Here is a 14885-nt window from a genome sequence, read left to right on the forward strand (position 1 = left end):
TTTACTGTGTAATGGTACAAAAAACATGCAGCTACCTACGCTTTTCCTTAGAAAACGAATACGGATAATCTTCCGCACGGACACCTCGCTGCAGGTTGGGCTTATCGCCCATTTCGAATTTCAGCGTACCGCCTTTCAGCAAGTCTTCGTGACGCAGGTAGTTTTTGGTATATTCATTTCCGTCGACCTGAAGAGACTGTATATAGACATTCTGCGCACTGTTGTTTCCGGCATCGATCGTCAGCGAGTTTCCGTTTTCAAAATGCAGAACGGCTTTCTTGAACAAGGGAGCGCCCAATACATATTCGTCCGTACCCGGACAAACCGGATAGAAACCCAATGCGGAGAATACATACCATGCCGAAGTCTGCCCGTTGTCTTCATCCCCGCAATAACCGTCCGGACCGGGTGTGTACATGCGGTTCATCACCTGACGCAGCCAATATTGCGCTTTCCAGGGTTGTCCGATGTAGTTATAGAGATAAATCATGTGCTGTATAGGCTGGTTGCCATGTGCGTAATTGCCCATATTCATTACAGTCATTTCGCGTATTTCATGGATGACTTGTCCGTAGTAGCTATCATCGAATACAGGCGGAACAATGAATACGGAATCGAGCATATTGGCAAATACCTTTTCGCCCCCCATCAAATCGACCAATCCTTGCGGATCGTGGAATACCGACCAGGAGTAGTGCCAACTGTTTCCTTCGGTAAAGGCATCCCCCCACTTCAACGGTGAGAACGGTGTCTGGAACTTACCGTCTTTATTACGCCCGCGCATCAACAGACTTTCCTTATCGAATATATTACGGTAGTTCATGGCACGCTTTGCAAACAACTCCTGCTCCTTTTTCGGACGGTTCAAAGCTTTGGCAAGCTTATAGATGCACCAGTCGTCATAAGCATATTCCAGCGTACGGGCGGCATTCTCGTTAATCTTCACATCATAAGGAACATATCCCAACTTATTGTAATATTCATAGCCCAAACGTCCGGTAGATGATATTTCCGGATGTACATGCTCCGTTCCGTAAAGCAACCCTTCATACATAGTCTTTACATCTTCTACCTTAACACCCTTCAAATAGGCATCGACCAAAACGGAAGCCGAATTATTGCCGATCATGCAGCCACGGTGTCCCGGACTCGCCCATTCGGGAAAGAAACCACTTTCCTTGTAAGTATTGACCAGTCCTTCCTGAATTTCCCTGTTTACCGACGGATACATCAGATTAAGGAAAGGAAACAGACAACGGAATGTATCCCAAAAACCCGTATCGGTGTACATATAGCCGGGAAGCACTTCCCCATTATAGGGGCTGTAGTGAATGGGAGCACCCTGCTTGTCCAACTCGTAAAAAGCACGGGGGAAAAGCAGCGAGCGGTACAGGCAGGAATAGAAAGTGCGGTATTGGTCGAGGTTTCCGCCCTCCACTTCAATCTTGCCCAACACATTGTTCCAAGCATCACGTCCTTTCTGCACCAGCGTGTCAAAATTGTCCGTACCCAATTCGAGCAAGTTCCGCTCAGCCTGTTCGTAGCTGACAAAAGAAGAAGCAACACGTGCATGCACAATCTCGCCTTTCTTCGTCTTAAATCCGATAATCGCACCTGCATGGTCAGCTTGCTGCTCTTTCTGCGATTCCTGAATTACACTGTCTTTAACAGAAGCGGTATATGTAAAAGGTTTGTCGAACTCTACAATAAAGTAGTTTCTGAAATTCTGCGGTACACCGCCGCTGTTACGGGTGGAATATCCGATGATCCGGTTCTTTTCCGGTACAATCCTGATATAGGAACCGCGGTCGAAAGCATCTACCACCACATAGGAATGTTCATTTTCCGGAAATGTGAAACGGAACAGCACAGCACGTTCGGTAGGAGTAAACTCCGTCACCACATCGTGCTCCGCCAGATATACCTTATAATAATGCGGCAACGCAACCTCACCTTTATGCGAGAACCAGCTTGCACGTTTGTCCTCATCGAAAACAGGTTGCCCGGTAACAGGCATAATGGAGAACTGCCCGTAATCGTTTATCCATGGACTGGGCTGGTGCGTCTGCTTGAAGCCTCGGATTTTATTGGCCGTATAGACATATTGCCAGCCATCCCCCATTTTTCCGGTTTGCGGTGTCCAAAAATTCATTCCCCACGGACGCGCAATGGCGGGATAGGTGTTTCCGGTAGAAAGCTCGAATGTGGATTGAGTACCCACCAAAGGATTTACATACTGTACCCAATCCTTAGCCTTTATGCTCGTAAAACAGCATAAAAAGGCAAATGCCAATAAAAGTTTTTTCATAATATTTGAATTTCAGATTATCAATAAACAAAACAAGCCTGTTCTATTTGGATTTGGAAGAAGATATAAAAACGTTTTCGCCTATTACCTTGTATTTGATACCAATGGAATTCTTTATCAAATCCAATGTGGCAGCTACGTTTTCTTTCTTCTTCAACGGTCCGGAATATGTTCTTTCAATGTCCACATCCGGTGCTATAATGATTTTCACGTTATAGGCTCTCTCCAAAATCTTGCAAAGCGTGCGTATGTCCGTCTGATTTAAATCGAATGCCGTATCATGCCAGCCCTCTATACCCGGTTCTGCTGGTTTCACTGTCAGTCGTCGGGTCATTCCGTCCAATTCGGCCTGTTGCCCCGGCGAAAGCACTATCATGCCTTCACCATGATTGCCCTTTACTTCTACCTCACCTTTCAATAAGGTGGCTACCGCCCTTTGTCCGTTTTCCCCGGACTTCAAATTAAAGGTTGTTCCCAATACCCTCACTTGCATGGCATGGCTTTGTACGATAAAAGGCTTGGCTGTATTTCTCTTCACATCAAAGAAACCTTCTCCGTTCAGATACACATGCCTCTCGCCACCTTCAAAATTACGGGGATATTGCAAAATCGTGTTTTTATTCAACCATACTTTGGTTCCATCCGGAAGCATCAGCTCCTTTATGGTTTCATTGGCCGTAACAGTGACCAAAGATTCGGAACTACGACTACCCGCCTGATAGAACCAGTAGCTCATACCTCCTATAAAAAAAGCACCGACTGCAATAGCTGCATATTGCATCCACCGGTGAAACAGTGTACGCTTCAACTTACGCTTCCGCTCCTCTCCGATCCTTTGCGACAATTGTTTTTCAGCCTTCGCAAGGAGTGCTTCCTCAGAAGCCGCATCGGATTTTCCCAAATGGTACAGTTCCTCTAATGTAAATAATTCATGAGCATTCTCTTCCGACTCCTCCAACCAGACATTCAACGAGCGAAGTTCCTCTTCCGAACATTCACCCGCTAAAAACTTTACTATTATTTTTTCATCCAATTTGCCCATTTTCCTGTTCATGTTACAATATTAGAACAATCCTATCTTTAAAAACACTTACTAATCCGACCGATAATTAAAGAGAAAATGCCTATTTGCACATCGGAGTGGCAACCTTTCGGTTACCACCCGGTACGTTCATACTGCTTTCCGCTCCACTCTACTTCATCGTCGTACAACAATCGGGATATACGGCTGAATTCTTTTTCATACGAACGTTCGTTGTTCAAATCGTAAACAGCAAAATAGCCCCAACCGTTCTGACGGATGTTTTTCAAGCAGTCATCATCTATCTTTACATCTCCTCTGGCTGTAGTGACTTCAATAGCATACGGGCATTGTTTGGCTATGCTTACCGTATCGGCAGGAATGGCCTTCCACTTACCGTAATATCCGTAAATGGAATAGTCGATCAATTCATCCACTGTTTTTCCTTCTACCGTACCGACCGGATAGTCGTATCCTGCATACCAATAAATTCCTATTGTCTTGTCCGGCATTAACTTACGGCTTTCATATACCAAATCGGCATAACGCTGCGAAGTACATTCTTCAATACTTGGCGCTACTGCATCCGAAGGAATATAGGGCTCCACAGCCTGGTCGGTAGCATAGGTGGAATACTCATCATCAAAGTCTATGCCGTCAAATCCATAAATATCGATATACGCTTTCAAATCCTTTGCAAAGGCGCGGGCGGCATCTTTCGAAAGACTACGCATACCGGCAGCAGTGTGGTCTCCCAAGATGGAGAGATGAACTCTTATGCCTTTTGCCTGTAACGGGCGTACAGTCTGCTCGATATTATCAAGTACAAATCTGGTTTGCTCGTTACACGAAACATAAGGAACATCATCCGCGCTCAAACGAATATTGGCTGCAAATACACTGGCTATGTCAAAGAAAGGAGACTTATCGCTCTTCATCGTGTACTCACCCGCATTCAACATACTTTCACGATTGACTTCCACATAACATAAATTCTTTACTTTGCGTCCCGCATTGACTTCCAGCATGGCTGCAAGCGGTTTTACCAAATAAATAAAGGCCTTGTTGTCCGTATGTTTTTCCGTTCCCGCAGTAGCTACCGCCGATACAGCCACAGCATAGGTAGCCCCTTCCGTTCCACCCGGCAGTATATCCAGTGCAAGTGTGGCAGACTTACTTTTACCGGCTTCAACAACCACGTTGCCATTGTTTTCCAGCAACAGTTTGTCTGCCGGATACATCGTATACCCCGTACCATTCAACTGGTTATAAGCATCCAATATCCTGGAATCCAGTTTGAAAGTAACGGCAACCTCCTGTTCTGCCGGTTCACTCAATTCAAAAAACAAATGTCCCGTAGCTTTTTTATCTCCTCTGAGCGCAATGGGAGTCAACATTTTTGCACCGGCGGCAGACTTCACTTCCCCGAAAATCGCTCCGGGATTTTCCGTAGTCTGTTTTCTGCCATTACCCACTTCGGAGCAACCGGAATTCAATATCATTGATGACAGCATTAAAACACCTGCCGATATAAGCGTTCCTATTTTCATATATCTCATATATTATTATTCATTTAGATTAAAAACAAAAACTAACCTAAGAGAGATATCCGCAATCATACTTAGGTTAGTTTTCCATATAGGAAAACGGCAATGCACCGTTTTCCTATCATAACTTAAAACGGATTATCTGAAGTTATCCGGTGTTTTCCATTTACCGGTTTCATCCATCGTATCTGCCACATCCCACCATACTTTAGTACCTTGCGTATAAGCAGGCTTGTTCGGATTTCTGGATTCACTGTTCGGATAGCTTACACGCTTAATCAGTTTGGTATTCTCTACCTCACCGCTTGAGTTGTTGCCATAACGCGGCAGCAACAAATAACGGGGATAATCTGTGCGGCGAACCTCAGCCCAACCTTCGTTACCGTTAGGATAGACAGCCAGCCATTTTTGTGTAATGATTTGTTCCAGTTGTTCTTCTCTTGAACCACCTGCTTCGAAAGCCTCTTTACCTTTCAAATGGTCGATATATTCCTCTGCTTTATCTGAAGCAATACCATAATAGTTCATAGAAGCACGTACACCATCTTCATACAATCTTCCGGCAACCGCAGTTCCTGTTTCATTGCCCCAACCACGCAATGCAGCCTCAGCTCTCAGGAAAAGAGATTCAGAGTAACCGAGCCAAATAATTTCACGAGCCTGATTCCACCAACAATCGGGAAGCATTTCATCGCTCTTCAGATTAGTCTTCATAGGTGAATACTTCACTGTATACTTAGAACCGACTTCTTTTGCTCCATTTCTGTATCCGCCGTATTCAGCATTGGGGTCCTCTGCTTTATAATCGTCCTTGATTCCCGGATCATAGGGTGAAGGACGGAAGAACAGTATCTTGCAACGGGGATCCAAATAGCAATTCGCTTCTTTTTCATTATACTTGGTAGCGTCCAATCCAAAGATAGTACCTTCCTCATCTGCATTTCGGGCAACCTTTTCAACAAAGCCACTGACATTGGCATCTACACCCTCTTTAAGAGCCTGATTTTTATAAGCCCACTCCATCTCTTTCGGTAAAACGCAACTTGCACCCCAGCTGAACATCAATGCAAAGATATTCTCATTGCCACCGGTTATCCACTGACGTTTAGGAATCAGTTTCATATTATCTTCCTGGCCTTTCATCAAGCCCGAAGGATCTGACAAAGCTTTTTCTCCTTGCTCCCGAGCAACTTCCGGAGCAACATTGCTTACACGTAAAGCCAGACGTAAGCGCAAGGTATTGGCGAAACGAATCCACGGCTCTACCTTACCTCCATAGATGCGGTCGTCCTCAGCACTGAAAGAGTATTGATCTACAGCAGGCGGATTATGCAATCCCGTAATGGCTTGGTCGAGCAATTTAAAGATAATGTCATACACTTCTTTCTGCGGAGTATAAGTAACATTTTCCGTAGGCGGCATCGCACCTTTCACATAATACTGGATAGGAATATCACCATACGTATCGGTTTGTGCCGAAAGCAGGAAAGCGTAATAGATACGGGTTATATAGAACGCATTGTGATAATACTCCTTGTTGCAGAACCAGAAAGTCTTGATAAGCTGGCTGTACTCGGCAATCGTACGGTCGTCATAAAAATGCTTCCAACGGGCAGCAGACCAACCGTCATTATAAGCATACGCCGGTGAATTGTTCAAGAAACCGTTCGAGCCATTATATGCCGCATAGACATCATGCGTCAGATTGGTAGCAGTCTGGTAATCGTTATACAGACCTTCATAAGTAAAGTTGAAGAAAATAGAGCCTAGCGCACTTTCTGTTGCCTTCAAACTTTCCAAAGCGCTCTCCGAAATGGTATAATCGATATCAATACCCTCCGGACCGCAATCCATAACCGACGGGTCATAGACAGGTGCGTTCGGATTGGTATTCATTTCTTCAAAATCATGGCATCCGGCCAATGCCAGCAATGAGCAGAGAGCAACGGATTTATATAAATTAAGTTTCATATAATTTTAATATTTGAGTTTTTAAGTTTCCTACTGCATTATCAAGTTTAAAAACCTAAGCTGACAGACAGACCGAATGTACGGGTATAAGGCAGTGCCGCATAGTCGATGGCCTGTGAGAACATGGTTGTATCATAACCACCCTCCGGACTTGTACCCGGTGTATGTTTCAGCAGGTAACAAAGGTTACGTGCCACGAATGATACGCTGAGCGACTGAATCGGAGTCTTTTTCAACAGTTTAGTCGGGAAATTGTAACCGATTGACAACTCTTTCAATTTGATGAATGAAGCATCGTACAAGAAATCTTCCGCCAACAACGCACCGTAATACTGGCTTGCCGTAATCTTGGTAGTATTGGGTTGTCCGCTTTCGGTTACGCCGGGGAACACCATCATATAATTATCCTTCTCACCGCGATTCTCGGTACGCTTTGCCAAACCGTTACCGGCTGCCACCATCTCGGAATAAGAAAGGATGTCGCCACCGAATTTCATATCGAACATTGCCGACAAGGTAATTCCCTTATAAGTAAAGGTAGGAGATACGGACATAGTCAAATCAGGCTGAATATTGCCGATAGGATTGTTTACGCGTTCCTTCTCATCGTTGATTGTCTGAGGCAAACCGTTCTCACCGATAATGATATTACCGCTGTCATCGCGTTTGTACAGTTTCTGAGCATAGATTTCACCCAGTTTTTCTCCGGCACGTGCACCTACGTTAACGGGGAAGTTGTTGTCACCGTTAAAGAACAGGTAGTTCACATTAGCATCCGGTGCCAATTCTTTCACCTTAGATACGTTATGAGCAATATTCACATTCAAATCGAACGTAAAGTCTTTGGTATCCACAATTGTAGAATAAAGCATCAACTCCACACCCTGATTGGTAATCAAACCGGCATTTACCCATTGTCCGCCACTCCAGGGAGCCGCTGCGGGCACTTTCATAATCTGGTTCTTAGTCTTGCTATAATAGTAAGTGAAGTCAAAACCCAAACGGTTATTAAAGAATTTCATATCAAGACCAGCCTCGTAAGAGGTAGCGATTTCCGGTTTCAGATTGTCATTCATCTTCACATTGCTCTTATCCGGAACCAGAATACCGTTGTCGAACTTATAACCATAGGTATTTATCAACTGATAGGGTTCCGTATCCTTACCCACCTGAGCAGCAGAAAGACGCAACTTGGCAAAGGTAACCCACGACGGCAACGGTTTGTCGATGCTCTTCATAAAGTCGGAGATAACAAAACTCAAGTTGGCGCTGGGATAGAAGAACGAGTTGTGTGCCTTTGGCAAAGTAGATGACCAGTCGTTACGGGCCGTAATATCGAGTGACAGATATTCCTTCCATGACATCTGTACCGAACCGAATACGGAATTCATGGCACGTTCACGTTCCACATTAGCAGCGGTACGAAGCAGATTGGAAGCATTGAACATCCACAATCCTTTAGTGTGCATATTACCCACACCGGCAGTAAGGTTCTCGAATTTCTGATACATGAAGTTAGCGCCGGCAGTAAAGCCCAGACGGAAGTTATCAGTCAACTGGCGATCGCCCATCAATACAAATTCGGCATTGCTTTCAAAGAAGTTCTCTTCACCGCGATCCATCTTGTCATCCTTAATCTGGCTGGGGAAAGATTCTCCGCTGATACCGTCACCGCCATTGGTATTCTCCACACGGGTACGATAGTAGTCGAACGCATATTTGGCTGAAAGATGCAACCAATCGGTAAAGTTGATTTTAGCTCCATAATAACCGAAGGCACGCCAGCGCTCGTCGCTGTTGTGACGTTGGTTCAGTACATAATAAGGATTACGGATGCCGGCTGTAGGACCATACCAGTTGCTGTGTACACGGTTCTCCGTAGAATATTGTTTCAAATCGTCCAGACGGACATTATGAGGAATACCCATCAACTGATTGATTGCACCGTAGTTACCATACTCCGGACGGTCTGTTGCCTTCGTGCGGCTCAAAGAGATTTTACCGTCCATAGACATCCACTTATTCAGTTCCGTACCGGCATTAAGGTCGATATTCACACGATTCAGTTTTTCATTGGGGAATACGCCCTTGCTGTCCGAAATACCGACAGAAGCACGATAATGAGAAGTTTCCGTACCGTTGCTCACAGATACGTTATGATTTTGAGAGAAACCGGTATCGAAATAATCCTCCAGTTTATTGCCATACTTGGAGTAAGCGTATGTCTCACCGTTCCAAGCCTTTTGCTGGCTGCCGTCAAGAACAGGTCCCCAACTGCCCGATGCCGATGTAGTATATTCAGCACCGCCATTCGCACCGATTTGTCCTTGTCCGTAACGGGTTTGCTGTTCCAGCGTTTCCGCTACACTGCTCCAGGTGAAATTACCGTTATAACGCACACCGAAACCGGTTTTCTTGGAACCTTTCTTGGTTGTAACAAGGATAACACCGTTACCGGCACGCGATCCGTAAAGAGCTGCCGCATTAGGTCCTTTCAACACGGAAATACTTTCAATGTCATCCGGATTAATGTCGAGTGCTGCGCCACCACGGTCTACACCACCATAGAAGGAAGCATCGCTGTTATTGTTATCGCTGAACGGTACACCGTCTACAATCCACAACGGCTGGTTGTTGTCGCTCAAGGAAGAGTTACCGCGGATGGTGATTTTGGTAGAGCCGCCCAAGCCGGTAGCCGAGGTGTTCATTTGAAGACCTGCCACCTTACCTTGCAGTGCGCTGGTTACCGACGGGTCGCCGGTTTTATTCAGTTCATCGCTCTTCAGTTCCTGAACCGCATAACCCAGCATCTTCTTCTCGCGCTTGATACCGAGGGCAGTAACCACAACCTCCTGCAATAACTGCGAGTCGTCTTTCATCGTTACATTGATGGCGGCTTGTCCGTTTACATCAATGTCTACCGCTTCATAGCCAATGTAAGAGAAACGTAATTTGGCCGACGGAGCCGAAACATTCAGCGTATAATTACCGTCAATATCCGTAATCGCACCGTTGGAAGTCCCCACTTCCTGAATACTTGCGCCAATCAACGGTTCGCCCGTAGTATCCGTAACGGTTCCCGTTACCTTGTGAGTTGCCTGCTGGGCTACCTGGGCAACTGCCGTCCGCGTTTCTTTTTTAGAAAGATACACCACGCCGTCTTCAATGCGATAGCTGACACCCTTTCCCTCGAGCGCCTTGTCCAAAACGGTTTCCAACGAAGCATTCTTCAAATTCACTGCATGTACAGGAATGGAAGCCAGATTGTCATCATAAAAAAATTGGTACTTGGACTGCGCCTTGATCTGCTTTATCATAGTCCCTAAACGGGCATTTGACAAAGCAACATTCAGTTGAGCTGCCGCAATCTAAGAAGAGGTTGCAAACATGGCAAAAATAAGAAATGCACGAAGCAGTTTCTGAAAATTGCACAAATACTTGTTTTTCATACTTGTCTCTTTTAAGATTAAACTAATTACTTTATATTAGATTTTTTCACTACGATAATATAACAACCACACCTATGGAAAACACTTACGCGAGCAAACACTTTTTTTTCAACAAAAAATATTTATCTTACAATCAAAACCTTACAGCTATTTGTTCCGGATATAACCTTCCAGCCGGCTACGCAAAAATTTCAATGCCTTATACATATGAGCCTCTACCGTACGGAGCGATACATCCATGGCTTCGGCAATATCCTTATTCTTCATATTGTGCAAGTAGCTGAGTTTAAATACCAGCTTGCATTTTTCCGGCAATTCGTCGATGGCGCTGATGATATGCTTCCTTAATTCCCGGTCTTCTATCCGTTTCAGCACATCGTTATCATCCGGCTGGTAAAACAGGGCGCGTTTATTGTACACTTCCTGCATGGCTGCTTCATAGCTGTTCTTGATGTCGCGATGTTTCAACACATTCAGTGCACGGGTATAAACCGCCCGGTACAGAAAAGCTTGTATCTGCTCGCCCACTGTCACACTGTCTTTTCTGTGCCAGAGCTCCACAAACACTTCCTGCACCACATCCTCGGCATCTTCCTCCCCTACCATGCGCGTTGCATAAAACAGCAGATTCGCATAGTATTTCCGGAAAAGTTGCCTGTACACTATGTCAAACTCATCTTCCATATATTATTTCAAGGTAAGCTCAATACCATGCTTTTCCGGGTTCACTTCCCATTTCGAACTCCAGAATACTTCCGTTCATTATCTGCTCATGCGTAATATAACTTTTGTCATAAGGCTTTCCGTCGAGCTTCACCGACCGGATATACCTATTCTTCCCGCTCACCCCATGAGCAAGAACCATAAAGGTTTTGCCATTGGACAACCGCATCCTTACCTCCGGATACAGCGGCGTACCTATTTCATACTCACCGCCAACCGGATTTACAGGATAGAATCCCATGGCGCTGAATACATACCAGGCAGACATCTGCCCGCAATCCTCATTACCGCACAAGCCGGCGGGCGTATTCTTATACAGCTCACGCATCACCTCCGACGCATACTTCTGGGTTTTCCAGGGTTGCCCCACTTTGTTGAACAGATAAATAACATGATGGCTCGGTTCATTGCCATGCGCATACTGCCCTATCATACCGGTACTGAAAATAGGAAGTTCCTCATCATCGGCAGGGCGGTACGTGAACATACTGTCAAGCTTCTGCGCAAAGCGCTCCTTCCCGCCGGTCAGGGCTATCAGTCCGTCAATATCCTGCTGCACCGACCAGAAATACTGCCAACCGTTGCTTTCGCAAATATGCGGCGTATAATCATCCGGCGAGAAACCGTCTATAAAAGCTCCCCTGTCATCACGCGGCTGCATGAAAGATGTCTGCGGATTATATACATTCTTATAATTCTGCGAACGTTTGTAGAATTCATCCGCTATCTGCCGCTCACCCAGCTTCTCGGCCAAGCGGGCTATACAGTAATCATCGTAAGCATACTCCAGGGTTTTGGAGAGCGACCAGTTCTCTGCATTATAGCTATCCGTCACGTTGTAAGGCACATATCCATGCTTCTTATAAAGGCCGATGCCCCGATAATCATCCATATTGGCTGTGGCCACGCAAGCCTCCAAAGCCTTCTTAGCATCAAAATCCCCTATACCTTTCAGACAGGCATCCACAATGACCGGTACGGAGTGATAGCCTATCATCATATCCGTTTCGCTGCCATAAAAATTCCATACCGGCAGGCGACCGTTCTGCTCATAAAAGGCAAGGAAGGATTTCACCATGTCGTTCACACGCGCCGGCTCTATATAAGTATAAAGCGGATGAGAGGCACGGTACGTATCCCATAAGGAGAAAGTGCTGTAATTCGTCCATCCGTCGGCTTTATGTACCTGCCTGTCGGGCCCGTAATAAGAACCGTCCACATCGGCATAGATGGTAGGAGCCAGCATCGAGTGGTAAAGGGCCGTGTAAAACTTCACCTTTTCATCGCGATTGCCGCACTCGATTTCTATCCGTGACAAATGCCCGTTCCAGTTTTTGCGTGCGGCAGCAAGGTATTTATCGAAATCATCATCAGGTACTTCCGCCGCCAGATTACGTGCTGCCCCTTCCATGCTTACCCCCGAAATGGCCGTGCTCACAAGGAGCTGTTCTCCCTTTGTTGTCTTAAAGTCAAAACGTGCCATGACCGAAGTCCCGATTCTTTTTCCATCTTTCAGGACTGCTGCCGAATCCAGCCGCATCGTCTCAAAGGGGCGGGAAAAGCGTGTACGGAAAAAGATGCGCTGACCGCGCGCCCATCCGTCAGAAAAACGATAGCCCTGAATAGTAACGGAATCCACTTTCTCTACATAGGAATCTTCCGTAAAGTCCCAGTTCATGGCTTTCCTCAAATTCAGGATAACGGCTGCATCAGCCTGGGGAAAGGTATAGCGCTGAATGCCGCAACGCTCGGTTGCGGTAAGCTCTACGTTGATATCGTAATCTTTCAGGAGCACGCGATAGTAACCTGCGCTTGCGGACTCATCGGCATGCGAGAACCGGGAATGGATGCCCAACGGTTCTTCAGCCTCCTTATAAGGAAGAGTTACCGGCATGAAGGAAATGTCATACAAATCGCCCGCCCCTGTACCCGAAAGATGGGTGTGACTGAAACCGGCAATCGTACTGTCGGGATAAAAATATCCCGAAATGCGGTCCCAACCGGGAAGCCCGTTGTCGGGACTGAGTTGCACCATGCCGAAGGGAACCTGTGCACCGGGATATGTATTCCCGGTAAAATCTGTACCGATAAACGGATTTACATAGTCTGCATAACATTCGTCTGCGACTTTCAAAGCGTCCCGCTGCATACAAGAGGATAGCAACAGGACAGGCAAGACTGTACAAATGGATCTCAATATTTTCATAATATGATACGGTTAACATATTCAAACTGCCTATTAAAACAACTCAACATGAAATAACACTTATTTCCATAAGTATGTCCGAATACAAATATAAGAAAAACATGTATATTTTCACACTTTTTGCATATTTTTTCGTCCGCATCCCCAAAACGGATAAAGAAAGTTTTCTACAAGATAAAGCATTCGGAACTCATGTTTTTTATTTATGTTTGCGTAAAAAAAACAAATGAACTATACAACTTACCTCTTTGACTTCGATTACACGCTTGCCGATTCTTCACGCGGCATCGTCACCTGTTTCCGCAACGTGCTGAACCGCCACGGCTATACCCACCCGACCGACAACGACATCAAACGCACCATCGGCAAAACGCTGGAAGAATCTTTTTCCATTCTTTCCGGCGTAACCGATACCCGCCAGTTGGCTGAGTTCAAAAAAGAATATATAAAAGAGGCAGATACGCACATGACCGTCAATACCGTGCTTTTCCTTGAAACCAAGTCGGTACTGGCAGCCTTGAAAGATTCAGGCGCCCGCATCGGAATTATATCCACCAAATTCCGTTACCGCATCAAGGAGTTGCTGGACCAGCATTTTCCCGAAGACTTTCTTGACATCATCATCGGCGGAGAAGATGTGCAAACGCCCAAACCATCGCCGGAAGGTCTGCTGCTTGCCATCAGGCAACTCCATGTCACCAAGGCCGAAACACTGTACATCGGTGACAGTACGGTAGATGCAGAAACCGCACAAAAGGCCGGAGTGGATTTTGCAGGTATCACGCACGGCATGACCACCGCCGAAGAACTGAAGAAATACCCGCACAAGAAAATAATGAGCAGCCTGGAAGAATTGTTAGAACGGGAACCATTGCCCGCCGCTGCATCCCCAAGGAACATCAGTGTACGTCGCATTGCGCTTCTGCTGCTCCTCTTTGCTGCATTCGCCGCTTTCTTTTGCTTTCTCATCTTTATATAATGCTTAAGGAAATACCTTGCCACAATTAAATCGTTCCGCTATGGAGAAAGTTTTGTTCTGCCATGGTGGAACAAAATTTCCTCCACGGTGGAACAGAATGTTCTCCACGATGGAACGAATAAGCCTTCGCATCTCCACCGCTTAACGGCACTCCCGGAACATCCCGGCTTATGGAGAAGCATTTGTTTAAGCACGAAATATTAATTGTCTAAAAAAAGAGAAAGAAAGATTTGTCCGTTCCAAATAAAAGAGGTAATTTTGTGCCCGATTATTCCGCACCGGGTTTAATTAAGTGTATTCTAAGTGATTAGAGACCACCCGACGGAGCTAACTTATACATTATATATAAGAAATGTACGCAATTGTAGAAATCAACGGCCAGCAATTCAAAGCAGAAGTTGGCAAGAAACTGTTTGTACACCACATGCAAAACGCTGAAGCCGGTGCAACAGTAGAATTCGAGAAAGTTCTTTTGGTAGACAAAGACGGCAACATCACTGTAGGTGCTCCTACTGTAGAAGGCGCAAAGGTAGTTTGCGAAGTTGTTTCCGGTTTGGTAAAAGGTGACAAGGTTCTTGTTTTCCACAAGAAAAGAAGAAAAGGATATCGCAAACTGAACGGTCACCGTCAGCAATTCACAGAGTTAACAATTAAGGAAGTAGTAGCTTAATCAAATTAAAA

General features: G+C 45.5%; 8 protein-coding genes and 1 pseudogene. 2 read left to right on the forward strand and 7 right to left on the reverse strand.

What is annotated here, in order from left to right:
* Positions 1-31: 31 nt before the first annotated feature.
* The 7 genes from AB5903_RS06180 to AB5903_RS06210 form a co-directional block, all read right to left on the reverse strand.
* Positions 32-2308, reverse strand: a complete 2277-nt coding sequence (locus AB5903_RS06180; protein ID WP_272710880.1) for a GH92 family glycosyl hydrolase — start codon at positions 2306-2308, stop codon at positions 32-34.
* A 43-nt stretch (positions 2309-2351) separates the two neighbouring features.
* Positions 2352-3362 (reverse strand): FecR family protein, encoded by a 1011-nt coding sequence (locus AB5903_RS06185; protein ID WP_272710881.1) that lies wholly within the window; start codon positions 3360-3362, stop codon positions 2352-2354.
* A gap of 101 nt (positions 3363-3463) precedes the next feature.
* Entirely contained in the window at positions 3464-4888 is a 1425-nt protein-coding gene (locus AB5903_RS06190; protein WP_272710882.1) for a DUF1735 domain-containing protein, read from the reverse strand.
* A 126-nt stretch (positions 4889-5014) separates the two neighbouring features.
* Positions 5015-6847: a SusD/RagB family nutrient-binding outer membrane lipoprotein gene (locus tag AB5903_RS06195; protein WP_005657891.1), complete on the reverse strand. Its 1833-nt coding sequence runs from the start codon at positions 6845-6847 to the stop codon at positions 5015-5017.
* Between the two features lie 47 nt (positions 6848-6894).
* On the reverse strand, positions 6895-10164 hold the full coding sequence (locus tag AB5903_RS06200) for a SusC/RagA family TonB-linked outer membrane protein (RefSeq protein ID WP_368117689.1): 3270 nt from the start codon (positions 10162-10164) through the stop codon (positions 6895-6897).
* Between the two features lie 279 nt (positions 10165-10443).
* Positions 10444-10980: an RNA polymerase sigma-70 factor gene (locus tag AB5903_RS06205; protein WP_022104309.1), complete on the reverse strand. Its 537-nt coding sequence runs from the start codon at positions 10978-10980 to the stop codon at positions 10444-10446.
* Positions 10981-10999: 19 nt separating this feature from the next.
* Positions 11000-13225, reverse strand: coding sequence for a GH92 family glycosyl hydrolase (locus AB5903_RS06210; RefSeq protein WP_368117690.1), 2226 nt, complete (start codon positions 13223-13225; stop codon positions 11000-11002).
* Positions 13226-13451: 226 nt separating this feature from the next.
* Here AB5903_RS06210 and AB5903_RS06215 point away from each other — a divergent pair.
* Both AB5903_RS06215 and rplU read left to right on the forward strand, forming a co-directional pair.
* Positions 13452-14084: pseudogene (locus AB5903_RS06215) on the forward strand (HAD family hydrolase); the annotation flags it as partial.
* A 472-nt stretch (positions 14085-14556) separates the two neighbouring features.
* Complete coding sequence (gene rplU / locus AB5903_RS06220; protein ID WP_272710885.1) at positions 14557-14874, forward strand: 50S ribosomal protein L21; 318 nt, start codon at positions 14557-14559, stop codon at positions 14872-14874.
* Positions 14875-14885: the final 11 nt, after the last annotated feature.

It is taken from the genome of Bacteroides sp. 2201st1_D9_2201SCRN_220225 (assembly GCF_040928965.1).
Classification (GTDB): Bacteria; Bacteroidota; Bacteroidia; order Bacteroidales; family Bacteroidaceae; genus Bacteroides; species Bacteroides stercoris.